At 52.1% G+C, this 14,165-nt stretch carries 17 protein-coding genes; 9 read left to right on the plus strand and 8 right to left on the minus strand.

All coding sequences use genetic code 11. From position 1 onward, the window contains the following. Window positions 1-6: 6 nt before the first annotated feature. From hflD to rluE, 4 genes are read right to left on the minus strand one after another with little or no spacing between them, the layout of a single operon-like run. A complete protein-coding gene (gene hflD, locus FOY93_RS08720; protein WP_013097081.1) occupies window positions 7-636 on the minus strand; it encodes a high frequency lysogenization protein HflD in 630 nt (209 codons plus the stop codon). A 27-nt stretch (window positions 637-663) separates the two neighbouring features. After that, the gene (gene mnmA, locus FOY93_RS08725) at window positions 664-1,776 is read right to left on the minus strand and encodes a tRNA 2-thiouridine(34) synthase MnmA (protein ID WP_021241033.1); all 1,113 of its coding nucleotides are present in this window, start codon (window positions 1,774-1,776) and stop codon (window positions 664-666) included. A gap of 40 nt (window positions 1,777-1,816) precedes the next feature. After that, entirely contained in the window at window positions 1,817-2,290 is a 474-nt protein-coding gene (locus FOY93_RS08730; RefSeq protein ID WP_133295416.1) for an NUDIX hydrolase, read from the minus strand. Between the two features lie 9 nt (window positions 2,291-2,299). Next, complete coding sequence (gene rluE / locus FOY93_RS08735) at window positions 2,300-2,953, minus strand: 23S rRNA pseudouridine(2457) synthase RluE (protein ID WP_143344943.1); 654 nt, start codon at window positions 2,951-2,953, stop codon at window positions 2,300-2,302. A 117-nt stretch (window positions 2,954-3,070) separates the two neighbouring features. On the opposite strand from rluE, the gene icd reads away from it, so the two are divergent. From icd to FOY93_RS08750, 3 genes are all read left to right on the plus strand, one after another. After that, on the plus strand, window positions 3,071-4,321 hold the full coding sequence (icd, locus tag FOY93_RS08740) for an NADP-dependent isocitrate dehydrogenase (protein ID WP_023292761.1): 1,251 nt from the start codon (window positions 3,071-3,073) through the stop codon (window positions 4,319-4,321). A 77-nt stretch (window positions 4,322-4,398) separates the two neighbouring features. Next, window positions 4,399-4,746 carry a DUF1304 domain-containing protein gene (locus FOY93_RS08745; RefSeq protein WP_133294182.1) on the plus strand — a complete coding sequence of 116 codons (348 nt, stop codon included), beginning with the start codon at window positions 4,399-4,401 and terminating at the stop codon, window positions 4,744-4,746. A gap of 74 nt (window positions 4,747-4,820) precedes the next feature. Next, the gene (locus FOY93_RS08750; protein ID WP_111965567.1) at window positions 4,821-5,066 is read left to right on the plus strand and encodes a DUF2543 family protein; all 246 of its coding nucleotides are present in this window, start codon (window positions 4,821-4,823) and stop codon (window positions 5,064-5,066) included. A 288-nt stretch (window positions 5,067-5,354) separates the two neighbouring features. On the opposite strand, the gene FOY93_RS08755 is transcribed toward FOY93_RS08750, so the two are convergent. Then, a complete protein-coding gene (locus FOY93_RS08755; protein WP_143344944.1) occupies window positions 5,355-6,854 on the minus strand; it encodes an EAL domain-containing protein in 1,500 nt (499 codons plus the stop codon). A 235-nt stretch (window positions 6,855-7,089) separates the two neighbouring features. On the opposite strand from FOY93_RS08755, the gene FOY93_RS08760 reads away from it, so the two are divergent. The 3 genes from FOY93_RS08760 to FOY93_RS08770 all read left to right on the plus strand — a co-directional run bounded on the left by FOY93_RS08760 (window position 7,090) and on the right by FOY93_RS08770 (window position 10,742). After that, on the plus strand, window positions 7,090-8,610 hold the full coding sequence (locus FOY93_RS08760; RefSeq protein ID WP_143344945.1) for an EAL domain-containing protein: 1,521 nt from the start codon (window positions 7,090-7,092) through the stop codon (window positions 8,608-8,610). Window positions 8,611-8,723: 113 nt separating this feature from the next. Then, on the plus strand, window positions 8,724-10,208 hold the full coding sequence (locus tag FOY93_RS08765) for a sensor domain-containing diguanylate cyclase (protein ID WP_442876334.1): 1,485 nt from the start codon (window positions 8,724-8,726) through the stop codon (window positions 10,206-10,208). 285 nt (window positions 10,209-10,493) lie between these two features. Beyond that, window positions 10,494-10,742 (plus strand): GlsB/YeaQ/YmgE family stress response membrane protein, encoded by a 249-nt coding sequence (locus tag FOY93_RS08770; protein ID WP_008500746.1) that lies wholly within the window; start codon window positions 10,494-10,496, stop codon window positions 10,740-10,742. 131 nt (window positions 10,743-10,873) lie between these two features. On the opposite strand, the gene FOY93_RS08775 is transcribed toward FOY93_RS08770, so the two are convergent. Together FOY93_RS08775 and FOY93_RS08780 are read right to left on the minus strand one after the other, a co-directional pair. Further along, window positions 10,874-10,972 (minus strand): YoaK family small membrane protein, encoded by a 99-nt coding sequence (locus FOY93_RS08775; protein ID WP_029739841.1) that lies wholly within the window; start codon window positions 10,970-10,972, stop codon window positions 10,874-10,876. A 45-nt stretch (window positions 10,973-11,017) separates the two neighbouring features. Continuing rightward, the gene (locus tag FOY93_RS08780; protein WP_143345715.1) at window positions 11,018-12,046 is read right to left on the minus strand and encodes a sensor domain-containing diguanylate cyclase; all 1,029 of its coding nucleotides are present in this window, start codon (window positions 12,044-12,046) and stop codon (window positions 11,018-11,020) included. Between the two features lie 309 nt (window positions 12,047-12,355). Between FOY93_RS08780 and FOY93_RS08785 the strand changes: the two genes are divergently transcribed. Next, window positions 12,356-12,610: a putative hemolysin gene (locus FOY93_RS08785; RefSeq protein ID WP_143344946.1), complete on the plus strand. Its 255-nt coding sequence runs from the start codon at window positions 12,356-12,358 to the stop codon at window positions 12,608-12,610. Window positions 12,611-12,690: 80 nt separating this feature from the next. Then, window positions 12,691-12,996, plus strand: a complete 306-nt coding sequence (locus FOY93_RS08790; protein WP_045401563.1) for a nuclear transport factor 2 family protein — start codon at window positions 12,691-12,693, stop codon at window positions 12,994-12,996. Here the strand turns inward: FOY93_RS08790 and FOY93_RS08795 are convergent, their stop codons facing one another. Then, window positions 12,997-13,341 (minus strand): DUF488 domain-containing protein, encoded by a 345-nt coding sequence (locus FOY93_RS08795; protein ID WP_133294186.1) that lies wholly within the window; start codon window positions 13,339-13,341, stop codon window positions 12,997-12,999. Window positions 13,342-13,442: 101 nt separating this feature from the next. On the opposite strand from FOY93_RS08795, the gene FOY93_RS08800 reads away from it, so the two are divergent. Further along, entirely contained in the window at window positions 13,443-14,150 is a 708-nt protein-coding gene (locus FOY93_RS08800; protein ID WP_133294187.1) for a CTP synthase C-terminal region-related (seleno)protein, read from the plus strand. Window positions 14,151-14,165 lie beyond the last annotated feature (15 nt).

Consider the following 14,165-nt stretch of genomic DNA (forward strand, 5'->3'; position numbering starts at 1 on the left):
GGGAGGTTAACAATGAGCAAGAATTTGTTTTGCCTGAGTGGTCAGGCGATTACGAGAAAACATTAACTGCAGGCGGCCACCACCGACCTGGTGCCACAGCACTGCAGCGCGGATACCTGCCAGCAGGGACGCGCGCACTTTTGCCTGTACCTGCGGGCTTTGCAGCACGGCAGGAGACCCGGTGACCTGAATACGCGGGCCCAGCGGGCTGATGACGTCAACATAAATGCCGGCCATCGCGCTGAGCAGCGTTTCGGACTGCAGATCAAAATGGTCGAGCTGACGCTGTAACCCGGCAATGCGATCGCCCAGGGTATTAAGCGCGCCTTTTGCTGCGCTCAGCTTACGCTCCAGCACCATCAGGCTCAACGTGTAGCGGGTCAGCTCTGCGTTTAATCCCTGACGGCTGCTGGCGTTAAGCACGCCAAGCAGGGTTTCAAGACCGAGACGAAGATTGGTTTCACTGCCGCCGAACACACCCAGGGTCGAGCCGGGGTTAAGATCGATAACGCTGTTCAGTGAAACGTGCAGGGCATCAGCGTCGCAATGACCCTGATGCGCGAGCTGTTGCACCAGACGGGCTGACTGGCAAATTCCCGCCAGCGCCAGGGTGATGTCATAATAGTTCTTCGCCACACGGTCTCCTTTATGTGTGAAATCGTATTAAACAGCAGGCAGCGGCAGGCGCTGTTCAATGATCCCGCCGCCCAGGCAGATCTCACCGCTGTAGAAGACAGCAGACTGACCTGGGGTGACGGCGGCAACCGGCTCGTCGAAGCGCACGTCAATGCGATCGTCATCGAGCGCGGTAACGGTGCAAGGAATATCGGTCTGACGGTAGCGTGTTTTCACCGTGCAGCGCAGCGTGCCTTTCAGCGGCTCACGATCGACCCAGTGCAGCTGTTGCGCGATCAGGCCAACGGACATCAGACGCGGATGGTCGTGACCCTGAGCAACAACCAGAATATTGTTTTCGACATCTTTGTCGACTACGTACCACGGATCTTCGCTACCTTCTTTCGTTCCGCCGATACCCAGGCCTTTACGCTGGCCGAGCGTGTGGTACATCAGCCCCTGATGCTGGCCAATCTCTTCACCGTCGACGGTGACGATCTTACCCGGCTGTGCGGGCAGGTAGCGCCCCAGGAAATCGCGGAATTTACGCTCGCCAATGAAGCAGATGCCGGTAGAGTCTTTTTTCTTCGCGGTGATCAGGTCCAGCTCTTCGGCGATTTTACGCACCTGCGGCTTTTCCAGCTCGCCGACCGGGAACAGGCTCTGGGCGATCTGCTCGTGGCTCAGCGTATAGAGGAAATAGCTTTGATCTTTGTTGCCGTCCAGACCGCGCAGCAGCTGGCTTTTACCATTCACGTCTGCACGACGCACATAGTGGCCGGTCGCGATGTAGTCAGCGCCCAAATCTTCCGCGGCGAATTCCAGGAAGGCCTTAAATTTGATCTCTTTGTTGCACAGAATATCCGGGTTCGGCGTGCGGCCCGCTTTGTACTCTTCCAGGAACAGTTCAAAAACGTTGTCCCAATATTCTGCAGCAAAGTTAACGGTGTGCAGTTCAATGCCGAGCTTATCGCATACGGCCTGCGCGTCGGCAAGATCCGCTGCGGCAGTGCAGTATTCCTCGCCATCATCTTCCTCCCAGTTCTTCATGAACAGGCCCTCCACCTTATAGCCCTGTTGCTGTAACAGGTAGGCGGAAACGGAGGAATCGACACCGCCGGACATGCCGACGATCACTTTTTTCTGGCTGTTATCTGACATGGAATACTCACGACATTGAACTTCAAGGCGGCGTATTCTATCACGCCCCCCCACCATTGGCACCCTCTGTAAACGGCCAGTTAAATGCGCCGATGACATCCAGCGGCAGGCGTGCGCTTGACTGCCAGCAGCGAATGCTTTCCGCAACCAGCGGGGAGCGCAGGTTTGGCGCGTTCAGGATCTCGTCGGCGGTGACCCACAGACAGCGGTCTATATCGTCATCCTGCGGCTCAGTGGCGCACGTTTCGCTAAGCTCAACGGCGAATAAAAAGCGCAGGAACGGGGTGCTGTCGGGCGCAATCCACTGGTGCATACGGATGAAGTGCTGGGGTTCAGCGTGAATGCCTGTCTCTTCCCACAGCTCGCGTTTTGCTGCCTCCAGCAGGGTTTCATTGGCTTCAAGGTGTCCGGCAGGCTGGTTCCACAGCGCTTTGCCGTTAATGCTCTCTTCGACAACCAGGAATTTACCCCGGGCGTGGACCACGCAGGCAACCGTAACATGAGGTTTAAACATCATTTCTCCTTAAGGGGCAGCGTCGCGCCATTCGCCGTTTGCCAGCGTATCCAGGGTGTAGCTGCCCATGGCGTAGCGAATCAGACGCAGGGTAGGGAAGCCGACATGTGCGGTCATGCGGCGAACCTGACGGTTGCGGCCTTCATAAAGGGTGATTTTGAGCCAGCTTGTCGGGATGGATTTGCGTTCACGAATCGGCGGATTGCGCGGCCACAGCCACTCCGGTTCATTCACGCGTTCAATACCTGCGGGCAGGGTTGGGCCGTCGTTCAGCGTGACGCCTTTGCGCAATTTTTCCAGCGTTTGTTCGTCCGGCTCGCCTTCGACCTGGACGAAGTAAATTTTGCCGGTGCGTTTGCCCGGCTGCGTGAGCCTCGCCTGCAGCGCGCCGTCGTTGGTTAAGACCAGCAGGCCTTCGCTGTCGCGGTCCAGACGCCCGGCTGCGTAGACGCCATGAACGGGAATAAAATCCTTCAGCGTGCTGCGCCCGGCTTCATCGGTAAACTGCGGCAAAACATCGTAGGGTTTATTGAACAAAATAACCCGCTTTGGCTGGTTTTCTTGCGGTCTTCTGGCGGCTTGTCGTGAGCTGAATCGCTCAACCCGGTGTTTTGTAAAAGAAGTTTTCTTCATGGTATTTTCAGGCGTTATCAATTGCCGCATTATAGCCTAATAACGAAGACCTTTCATGGCGCAGGACAATCAGGTACTATCGAAGGGCTCATTACAATTTATTAACATAAGATCAGTAACAACCAGAAGCGCTCGAAGGAGAGGTTAATGGAAAGCAAAGTAGTTGTTCCGGCGGAAGGTAAAAAGATCACCCTGCAAAACGGCAAGATTAACGTTCCTCACAATCCGATTATCCCGTTCATTGAAGGTGACGGAATCGGTGTAGACGTTACCCCGGCGATGCTGAAAGTGGTTGATGCCGCTGTTGAGAAAGCCTACAAAGGCGAGCGTAAAATTTCCTGGATGGAAATTTACACCGGTGAGAAATCTACTCAAGTTTATGGCCAGGACGTCTGGCTGCCAGCAGAAACGCTGGACCTGATCCGCGACTACCGCGTTGCTATTAAAGGCCCACTGACGACGCCAGTTGGCGGCGGTATCCGTTCCCTGAACGTGGCACTGCGTCAGGAGCTGGACCTGTACGTGTGTCTGCGTCCGGTTCGTTACTATCAGGGCACCCCAAGCCCGGTTAAGCACCCTGAACTGACCGATATGGTTATCTTCCGCGAAAACTCAGAAGACATCTACGCGGGTATCGAATGGAAAGCGGACTCTGCTGACGCAGAAAAAGTGATTAAATTCCTGCGCGAAGAGATGGGCGTGAAGAAAATTCGCTTCCCTGAGCATTGTGGTATCGGCATCAAGCCATGTTCCGAAGAAGGGACCAAGCGTCTGGTGCGTGCGGCGATTGAATACGCTATCACCAACGACCGGGACTCTGTGACCCTGGTTCACAAAGGCAACATCATGAAGTTCACCGAAGGCGCGTTCAAAGACTGGGGCTACCAGTTGGCGAAAGAAGAGTTCGGCGGTGAGCTGATCGACGGCGGCCCATGGCAGAAGATCAAGAACCCGAACACCGGCAAAGAGATCGTCATTAAAGATGTGATCGCCGATGCGTTCCTGCAGCAGATCCTGCTGCGTCCTGCAGAATACGACGTGATTGCCTGTATGAACCTGAACGGTGACTACATTTCTGACGCCCTGGCAGCGCAGGTTGGCGGTATCGGTATCGCCCCTGGCGCGAACATCGGTGATGAATGCGCCCTGTTCGAAGCGACACACGGTACTGCACCAAAATACGCGGGTCAGGACAAAGTGAACCCAGGCTCTATCATCCTGTCTGCAGAGATGATGCTGCGTCATATGGAATGGTTCGAAGCCGCAGACCTGATCGTTAAAGGTATGGAAGGCGCGATCAACGCGAAAACCGTAACTTACGATTTCGAACGTCTGATGGAAGGCGCTAAGCTGCTGAAATGCTCAGAGTTTGGCGACGCGATTATCGCGAACATGTAATCCAGATTCTGGGTTAAACAAGAGCGGGGGCCTGAGGGTTCCCGTTTTTTTTGCCTCTGCCTGCGGGAGACAACACGATGCTAGCTACTCTTCTTATCGCTGTCGTTGCACTCATCCATCTCTACATTCTTGTGCTGGAAATGTTCCTGTGGAATACCAAAACAGGGCACAAGGCCTTTAATCTGCGTCCTGATTTTGCGCGCGATACCCGCGTACTGGCCGCGAATCAGGGGCTGTATAACGGTTTTCTGGCGGCAGGTCTGCTCTGGAGCCTCTGGCTCGGCGAAAAGGGTATTCAGGTGGCCATCTTCTTCCTGGCCTGCGTGCTGATCGCCGGGCTCTTTGGCGCAGCCACCGCCAGCCGGAAAATTTTGTATGTACAGGCCGTACCCGCTCTCGCGGCGCTGCTTGCGTTGCTCATCTGAAGCAATGCTTTGGTTGAGATAAGGCGTCCGATATACTGATGGCTTCACCCTTACAGGTTAGCGACGAGACAGTTATGAACAACGATATCCCACTGAAATATTATGACATTGCCGATGAGTACGCGACGGAAGCCGCAGAGTCCGTCGCTGAGTCAGAGCTCGACGCGCTGGCACATTATTTCCAGCTGCTGCTTACCCGTTTATCGAATAACGAGGAGATTAGCGAGGAAGCCCAGCAGGAGATGGCCGCTGAGGCCGGGATCCGTGCGGGGCGCATTGATGATATTGCGAACTTCCTCAATCAGTGGGGAAATGAATAGCCTGCTTCAAAAACCGTTATGCTGATGCTTTGCGATACAGCTAAGCATCACGCTATCGGACCACATGCACTTTTTCCGCAGAATATGCGAAGCGGGGGCGTCGATAAACAGCGCGAAAATAACGGTCAGGCAAAAGAGTACCACTGGGAATAGTAAGGATAATTTCACGTTTTTAACCAAAATATGAGTGTGCTTCAGGGTAATCTACCGTCTGATTGTGACGACTATATGTTTTTGCGTAAAAAATTGAAATGCCCGACTGGAAAAAACGGGCACGCCAGTTTTGGATTACGGTGTGACGCCGGTGAGTTGCTTCGCCAGTTCGCTGCGGGTGAGTGCTTTTGAAAAATACCATCCCTGGATCAGGGCATCGGGATATCTGTCCGCAATAAAGCGATATTGAATTTCATTTTCCACGCCCTCGAATACAAGCGTTTTATTCAATCTTGCAAGAGCATCGCTGAAGATAGCGAAGATGTTTTGCTTATAATGCTCGCTGATGCCGTCCACCAGCGACTTATCAATTTTGATTTCATCATATTCAAGCAGCGACAGGCGGGCGAGGTTCGAGTTTTGCACGCCAAAATCATCTATTGATATTTTAACGCCGAGCGATTTGAGCTCCCGACAGAATCCCTCGAGGATATCTGCCGTTGAAACGGCTTTCTCAGAGAGCTCGACCTTCATCAGGGAAAGGGGTAGGTGATTGGCAAAACACGCACGACGCAAAATGGTAATGAACTGTCCATCTTCAATTTCCTTCCGCCCAACGTTGATTGAGACTATCAGCTGGTGTTTTATCGCCAGTGGGGCAATTTCGGAAAGGGATTTTTCGATAATATTACTATAATATTTTTTATACAGACCAATCTTCTTAATTAATGGAATAAACAGCTCCGGAGAGACGTCCCCGTGCTTTTGATCGCGCCATCTCGACAGAACTTCAACACCCACGATTTTTTTATCGTGAATGCGGATAATGGGCTGATAGTTAACGCAGATGGTATTCGTGATGACGGCTTTGATCAGCGTGCGTTCCAGAGAAAAACGATCTTCATAGATTCGGAAGATAAACAACGTAATCGCGATCCAGATCAAACAGAGAATGACCGCAAGAAGCGCAAAGATAAACGGAGGTAACGAGGCCAGCCCAGCGTCATGATGCTTCACGATGACGCACAGGTCCCAGAAGGCGCTGCACTGCGTCAGGGTCAGGGTAAACAACGTCGAATGCAGCCAGCTCTGCTGATTTAGCTCCGGAGCGGCCGAAAAAAAGACTCTGCCGAAGTCTTTCGTGGTAGCACTTAGCGAATAACTTGCGGTAACCGGGCTGAATTTATCGTAAGCATAGCGGGAGGTGAAGATAATAATATTGTTATAAATTGCCGCGTTGCCCGTGAAAAAGTCTTTTCGCGAAAACTGGGCCAGGAGAAAGCCTCTCGGCGTTTTATGCAGTTCTGCAGGAAGTGCAACGGGCGTTGCGAGTTTCCCCCAAAAAGCGGTACAGACTATTTTTCCCTTTTCGATAAAACCAATATCGCCAAAATAAAGATTATTAAGCTTGATTTGTCTGTAGTTATCAAGGCTGGCTTTATCACATCCCTGCGTCGTTATGCTTTTTAGGCCCAGCGCAACGTTTTGGGACAGGTCTTCTGAATAATGTAAAAGGGTTCGGGATATTTCGAGCTGTTTGCTCTTCTGCTGTCCTGTGATGACAGCATTGACGGCATAAAGAGACAGGAAGACCAGAAGCGTTGAAACGATAGCAACGGCAATGCGCTTTTTCATTTTCCAGATATCCAGTCCGCTCCCTGATTTCACAAAGCTTAACACAGCCTGGGCAAGGAACAAGCCTGATAGTCACGTCATGTGAGCAAATTCAGGCAGGTGAACTCATACGAAAGCATCAGTTTTTTAAGACAATTCTCAGCTAAGCTATTTTCATTGTCATAAGCAACGCCGGATTAGCACAGGCTTTTCTTCTAGTACATCCATGCTTGTTTTTTCTATTAAGGAAAACATCATGCGCAACGTGATGATCCCTATTATGAGTGCCCTGTTTCTTTTTCTGAGCGGCATTCTGATTATTAACTGGCAGCTATGGCAGATGGCGAAGCTGAGTAATAGTCATGCCGCGACGGCAAGCACCCAAAAAATAGAAAGTATTCTGGCTGAAGCAGTCAGTGCGGCCAGCACGGCGAAGCGCGTTGCGGAGCAGGGGTGTACCAGTCGCGGACAGCTGGCGTTGGGGACGGAAGCCGCGCTAAAACCGCATCTGCGCGCCATCATGATCCAGCAGCAGGGCAGAATCATCTGTACTTCCCTTCCCGGGAATGGCGTATTGATTATTCACCCTGAGACCTTACCTGCCGAAAAGTTGATGCTGCTACCCGGCAATCGGCTGGTGAACGGCATGCCGGTGCTTGTCTTTCAGATGCCCGTTGCGGGAGGGCGCGTCATGGTCAGCATCAGCGACGCGCATTTGCAGGATGCCATTACGAGCGCATCAAATAGCGTTGGCCTGGGACTGGTTGTCGGCGAAAGAATGTTTACCCGCAGCGGTGATGTGACCGGCTGGAAAGCGGCCTCGTGGGCGGGGTCACTTACGACATCTTCGCAGTTCCCCTTTAGCCTGGCCTGGCAGCCTCCTGCCTTTTTTAGCCTGACGCGGCTACTGCAGCAGGGATGGAGCCTGACACTGCTTATTCTTGCATTATCCGTGGCGGTGGGCATTTTGATCCGCCGTTACAAGGGGAAAAGCACCTCATTCGAAGACGATTTGCGCAAAGCCATTTTGCAGGGGGAGATCGAGCCTTATTATCAGCCGATCGTGAACGGGGATACCGGCGGGTTGTACGGCGTTGAGGTCCTGGCGAGATGGAAACATCCAAAGTCAGGCTTTATCCCGCCGGATGTCTTTATTCCGATTGCCGAACGTAGCGGTTTAATTATCCCGTTAACCAAAGGGTTGATGGCGAAAGTGGTCGCACAGCTTAAACCACTGTTGCCTAAGCTACCGGACGGGTTTCATATCGGGGTGAACATCAGCGCCAGACACATTAATGCACCTTCCTTTATCGGGGACTGTCGCGTCTTCGGGAAGGGGTTTCAGGGTAAAGAGGTCAAACTGGTTCTCGAGGTGACCGAGCGTGAACCGCTGATCGATAATCCTCACCTGGTGGAAAACCTCAACATGCTGCATAACGCCGGTTTTGTTATTGCCCTTGATGATTTTGGTACGGGTTATTCCGGGCTGTCATGCCTTAATGCGCTTGCCATTGATTATATTAAAATTGATAAAAGCTTTGTGAACCGGGTTTCAGAGGAAAAGGACTCAACGATCCTGCTGGACTGCGTCATTGATCTGGCGAAAAAACTCTCATTGCGCATTGTAGCTGAAGGAGTAGAAACAAAAGAGCAACTGGAGTATCTCAACCGTAATGAGATAACCCTGTTACAGGGATATTATTTTGGTAAGCCCGTCTCCTATATCGATTTTATTAAAGTCATTTTATCTAAACCCAGGGAGATCGTAAGTTTGTAAATCAAAATAAAGGCAAGCTTCCGTTGTCTGCTTAAGTGCAATTCATTTTCCTCTTATCCCGAGCTTTGTTACAGTGACAAGAGTTGTCAGCCAGGGATGTCAGGCGTGATAAGGTGGAAAAGCTCGTGCATGTGAAAAATACTTTTTACACAACAACCATTACCGTCATCATTGTTTCATTGATCCTCTCGCTGTCGCTCGCCGTCCAAATAGCCACGTCCAGACAGCAGTCAATCCAGCAAATTAATACCAGCGTTGCTAACCTGAGCCATACCCTTGATGTCTACACCGAGGGGATCATGCGCCAGAGTGAGATGTTAATTACTACCGTTTCCGACATAATCGAAATTTATGGTATGACCCCGCAGCAGGCGACCAATATTCAGCACATGATCAATAATCAGGATAACCTTCTTACCCAGATTAATAATGTGGTTGTTTACAACGCTCAGGGCGATATCTTCACCGCACTGCATGAAAGTTTTACCGGGTCACGCAAAGGCTCGGACAGAGAGTTTTTTATCTATCACAAAGAAAATAAAACTCAGCAGATTTTTATTGGGGAGCCGGTGGTAAGCAGAACCAATGGCAAATGGGTTATCACCATCAGTCGACGCCTTGAAACCGAGAGCGGGGCATTTAACGGAGTGGTGGTGGTGACGCTGGGTATCGAAAATTTTCTGGCACTCTACGGGCAGATTAATATCGGTCACTCGGGCGTCATCGGCTTAACGACGCAATCAGGCGTGCTGCTGGTCCGTTATCCCTTTAAAAATACTTATATCGGCACGATTGTTTCTGATTCACCGCTATTCAGGAAATATCTCAAGGTACAAAATTCGGGGATAGCCAGCTCCATCTCCCGGTTTGATAAAATCGAGCGCATTTATGCCTACGAGAAAAACAGACGCTACGGACTGGTCACCACCGTGGCCGTTAGCATTGATGAAGCACTTGCACCCTGGCGCAAACAGGCCATTCAGCTGGCGGTGCTCATTTTCGTGTTCACGGCGATCCTCATCGTGGCGTCATACTTCCTGTATTCCGACCTGTCCCGAAAAACAAGGGATAACAAAGCGCTGAAGATTATTGCCTCAGAAGATGCGTTGACCGGGCTGTACAACCGCCGCTTCTTTGATGAAAAAATCCTCTCGGAAATCACTATGTGTGCTGAGCATGACGCACCGATTTCGATACTGATCGTGGACGTGGATTACTTCAAAAAATACAACGATAACTATGGTCATCCGGAAGGGGACCGGTGTCTGGCAATCCTCGGAAACAGCCTCAGGGAGAGCCTTACGCGTGATAATCAGATTGTGGCGCGATACGGCGGAGAAGAGTTTGCGCTGATATTGCCGGATACGGATATTCAGGATGCGCTCCGACTGGCGCAGACGATTATTCGCAATGTCTTTTCCCTGCAAATTGCGCATGCTTTTAGCCCCTTCGGACGGGTAACGGTCAGCGTCGGGATTTCTACCGCACGTGCTGTCGACATCGCTGGCAGCCAGCAAAATATCATTATTGCCGCTGACCAGGCGCTCTATCAGGCAAAGCGCGCAGGACGTAACCGTTACGCGTTTGTTGGGGTATGAGCAGAAAAAAAAGCCCACTCAGGAGTGGGCAAGAAAAACTGGAAGCAATGTGAGCAATGTCGTACTGAATACCTGAGTATTTCGCTCAACTATTCAGTGTTGAGAAAGATAATCTTTCTCAACAAAAGATGCAACCCCACAGTTTATGTGGCACGCTCTTTTTGTTGATGAATAATCACTCACTCTCTCATTGTGACGCCTATCACAAATTTCCTTTCTGAAATCCTGTGCTATTCTTTTTTGTGTCGTTGATTTAATGACAAAAACCATACAGAGAGGAAAGTTATGGGAATTTTATCCTGGATTATCTTTGGGCTTATTGCGGGTATTCTGGCGAAGTGGATCATGCCGGGCAAAGATGGCGGTGGGTTTATCGTCACCGTAATACTGGGTATTGTCGGCGCAGTAGTCGGCGGCTGGATCAGTACGCTGTTCGGTTTTGGCAAAGTCGATGGCTTTAACTTCGGCAGTTTCGCCGTCGCGGTGATTGGTGCGCTGGTTGTTCTGTTTATCTACAGAAAAATCAAAAGCTAAGGCTTAAAAGCGTTGAAAAAAGGCTGCCAGATGGCGGCCTTTTTACGTATTGGCGTTTACCACCAGCCAAGCTGGGTGCCGGCAAACGCCGCGATGGCAACGATCAGCATAATGAGGGTCGTTTTTCTCATTTATGCCCCAGGCGCCGCGTAACCACCGACAAAAAACCACGCTAAAAAAATCACCGCCGTTATAAAAATAACGACCGGGAAGAGGATCCCTATTCTCATATCATCACCTGTTTCGGTTTTTGTAACGCCGTAGAGTGTACGGGGTTAATCCATAGTGAGAAAGCGTGTTTTGCTTTTTCCTTTCTTATCCTGATACATCGCGACATCCGCGCCGCGTAATGCGCTGTCAGGATCGGTTGCGGCAGGGTCCACTTCGATAACGCCGAGGCTGGCGCCCGGATAAATAATATGAACGCTGCCCAGCCAGTATTCGCCTGCGATACAGGCGCTGAGGCGCGTTTTGAGCAGCGTAACCTGCGCGTTATCTCCGTCCTCGTGGAGCTGGCTCAGCGATGCGACCAGAAATTCATCACCGCCCAGTCGGCCGATAATATCGTCCTCCTGTTTCTCTTCCGTCAAACGCTTGCCCACTTCTATCAGGAACTGGTCGCCAGCCTCATGGCCGTAACGATCGTTAATCAGTTTGAAATCATTCAGATCGATGAACGCGATGATGGCGTTACGCTTAAGGTGCCGGGCCAGAGAAAACAGCGTGGTCAGATCTTCAAAAATGGCGCGACGGTTGGGTAAACCGGTAAGGGCATCCGTGTAGGAGTGCGCGATGAGGGCCGCATTGGCTTCGCGAAGCTGGGTTACCAGCGACTCTTTCTGAATGGACTGGGCGATCAGCCCGGCGAAGAGCTTCAGAACCTGTTCCCCGCGCTCGCTAAGCGGCTTTCTGGCCGTGCTGGTGGCGCAGAGCGTACCGTAGAGTGAACCATCCGCAAGATGGACAGGTATACTCATGTAGGTCGTAATGCCAAGCGCTTTTGCGGCTTCACACTCGGGCCAACGTTCGGGTACGTCATTGCTGAATAACGTGTCACTGTCCAGCGCACGCTTGCACAGCGTCTCGTCCCATGGGACGCTCAGACCCTCCGGGATCGTCATCTGCTTGCTGTTGCGGGCGTAGAGGATGTGCTGCAGCCGCGCCTCGATATCGACCTTCGTCAGGTAGGTCGACTCCATGTCGGTGACAATCTCCAGCATCTCCAGCAGCTGGCGAACGAGGCTTTCAAGGGACTGCTCGGTGGCAAGGGTTTCTGAAACGCGAGCGAGGATAAGATCCGACATGACGTAGAATGACTCCCAGGCAGAAGACGTCTGCATCTGCATGTTATGCTGAGTTTTTAAGCTTCAGGCATAGTAAAACATGAATACAGAAAATTTAATATATGCAGGAAGCGGGGAGCAGGCGAGAAAAAAAGCCCCGTTGTTGAGACCGGGGCAAAGACATCTTGATTACGGAATGATGTTCTCTGGTCAAATCGAGAACATGCCACACTATAGTGCTGAAAAGTGCAGTTAAAATGGAGAAATCATGGAGAACGCGGCGATGACCCGTTACCCTTAGGGTGTAATGACGTCAAAAGGATCAATGAGATGAGATTTCTGCTTCTGGCGCTGGCGCTTCCCCTGACCGCCTGTACCGCAAAACCCACGCCACCCGATGCGCCAAAACCGCCGCACGCTATTGGTATGGCGAACCCGGCCTCCGTCTACTGCCTGGAGAAAGGCGGGGAACAGATCCCGGTTCAAAGCCCGCAGGGCGTTCGCACCGAGTGCAAATTACCGGGCGGGGAAGTGATCGATGAATGGACGCTCTATCGTCGCGATCGTCCGCAACCCACCAGGTGACAGACGGATACCGCCTGCGATACACTTTTCTTTAGGATTAATCTTAGCCAGTTTCTGGCATTCGTTTCCGCGAGAGAAGTATGTTTCAGCTAAAACCGGGCAGCATGGCGATGATCGTGGGTGCCCGCACGGCGTCAGGCCGTCGCAATATTGGTAAATCTGTTGAGCTATTTGGCCTCTGCCAGCCTGGCCTGCGTTTTGTTAACCCGGTCAACGGCGTGATGACGCAATTACCGGCCACCGCAGATCGCGCGCTTTGGCTGGTGACGGGTGATGTCTACGCCTTTGACAACCAGCACGGCTTTGCGTTTGTACGCGCCGAACATCTGATGCCGCTCACCCCGGATGAAGCGCCGCAAATTCTGGATGAACTGACGATCGGCTGATCACAGATGACGCAGCCAGTCGGCTAAGATCAGGGCGTGATTTTGCTCCGCGTTTTTGGCAGCAAAGAGCAGGGTGACGGTCTGCCTGCGCGCCAGCGTCGCCAGACGCACTCCCTCGTCAGCATGTTTCGCAAGCTCTTCCCGATAGGCCTGACTGAAGGCGGTGAAATCAATGGTTTCGCTATGAAAGGCCTTGCGTAGTTCATTCGAGGGCGTGAGCGCTTTACACCATTCATCATAGACGAGGTCCGTTTTTTTAAGCCCGCGAGGCCAGAGCTTGTCCACCAGCACCCGATAGCCGTCGTCCGGACCTGCCTGTTCGTAAACGCGTTTGCACTGAATCATGATTCCACCCTCCCAATTTAAGGTATTGTGATAACTGCAAAAGATCGGTAGTCTGAGGTTCCTTATGTTATCTGATAATACTCTGGCATAAGGAACCTTTCATGGAACACCTCCCGGTTAAAACGACGCTGCGCATTGCGCTGGTTGGCGATTACAATCCCAATGTTATTGCGCATCAGGCGATCCCGTTGGCCATTGACGACGCCGCCGCAGTCCTTGACCTCACCGCCGATTACGACTGGCTGGCCACCACGGAGCTGACTAGCCCTGAAGATCTGGTGGGCTACGATGCCATCTGGCTGGTTCCTGCCAGCCCCTACAAAAACACCGAGGCCGCTTTTATTGCCGCGCGCTACGCCCGTGAAAACAGCATCCCGTTCCTGGGCACCTGCGGCGGATTCCAGCATGCGCTGATTGAGTATGCCCGAAACGTGCTGGGCTGGGCCGATGCGGCACACGCTGAGACGGATACCGAAGGCACCATGGTGATTGCGCCGCTGACCTGCTCGCTGGTGGAAAAAACCGATGCGATTGAACTGCGCAAAAATACGCTGATCGCCAAAGCATACGGCAAGCCGGAAATTGAAGAGGGGTATCACTGTAACTATGGTGTGTCGCCGGCGTTTGCACAGGCGCTGGAAAGCGGTGATATGCATGTTACGGGCTGGGACGATCAGGGGGAAATTCGCGCCGCGGAGCTGGTTACGCACCCGTTCTTCGTGATTACCTTATTCCAGCACGAGCGTGCCGCGCTCGAAGGGCGTCCGGTCGTGCTGGTGCAGGCGATGCTGCGTGCCGCTCGCGGGTAAAAAAGGCAGACCCGA

It is taken from the genome of Enterobacter sp. 18A13, from assembly GCF_007035975.1.
GTDB classification, from domain to species: Bacteria; Pseudomonadota; Gammaproteobacteria; order Enterobacterales; family Enterobacteriaceae; genus Enterobacter; species Enterobacter vonholyi.

Bases quoted from the DNA above. Each gene is read 5' to 3' on its own strand.
- FOY93_RS08770 (WP_008500746.1), top strand. From the start codon at position 10,494: ATGGGAATTTTATCCTGGATTATCTTTGGGCTTATTGCGGGTATTCTG.
- FOY93_RS08795 (WP_133294186.1), bottom strand. From the start codon at position 13,341: ATGATTCAGTGCAAACGCGTTTACGAACAGGCAGGTCCGGACGACGGC.
- FOY93_RS08760 (WP_143344945.1), top strand. From the start codon at position 7,090: ATGCGCAACGTGATGATCCCTATTATGAGTGCCCTGTTTCTTTTTCTG.
- rluE (WP_143344943.1), bottom strand. From the start codon at position 2,953: ATGCGGCAATTGATAACGCCTGAAAATACCATGAAGAAAACTTCTTTT.
- FOY93_RS08775 (WP_029739841.1), bottom strand. From the start codon at position 10,972: ATGAGAATAGGGATCCTCTTCCCGGTCGTTATTTTTATAACGGCGGTG.
- FOY93_RS08800 (WP_133294187.1), top strand. From the start codon at position 13,443: ATGGAACACCTCCCGGTTAAAACGACGCTGCGCATTGCGCTGGTTGGC.
- FOY93_RS08755 (WP_143344944.1), bottom strand. From the start codon at position 6,854: ATGAAAAAGCGCATTGCCGTTGCTATCGTTTCAACGCTTCTGGTCTTC.
- FOY93_RS08745 (WP_133294182.1), top strand. From the start codon at position 4,399: ATGCTAGCTACTCTTCTTATCGCTGTCGTTGCACTCATCCATCTCTAC.
- FOY93_RS08780 (WP_143345715.1), bottom strand. From the start codon at position 12,046: ATGTCGGATCTTATCCTCGCTCGCGTTTCAGAAACCCTTGCCACCGAG.
- mnmA (WP_021241033.1), bottom strand. From the start codon at position 1,776: ATGTCAGATAACAGCCAGAAAAAAGTGATCGTCGGCATGTCCGGCGGT.
- FOY93_RS08785 (WP_143344946.1), top strand. From the start codon at position 12,356: ATGAGATTTCTGCTTCTGGCGCTGGCGCTTCCCCTGACCGCCTGTACC.
- FOY93_RS08730 (WP_133295416.1), bottom strand. From the start codon at position 2,290: ATGTTTAAACCTCATGTTACGGTTGCCTGCGTGGTCCACGCCCGGGGT.
- FOY93_RS08790 (WP_045401563.1), top strand. From the start codon at position 12,691: ATGTTTCAGCTAAAACCGGGCAGCATGGCGATGATCGTGGGTGCCCGC.
- icd (WP_023292761.1), top strand. From the start codon at position 3,071: ATGGAAAGCAAAGTAGTTGTTCCGGCGGAAGGTAAAAAGATCACCCTG.
- FOY93_RS08750 (WP_111965567.1), top strand. From the start codon at position 4,821: ATGAACAACGATATCCCACTGAAATATTATGACATTGCCGATGAGTAC.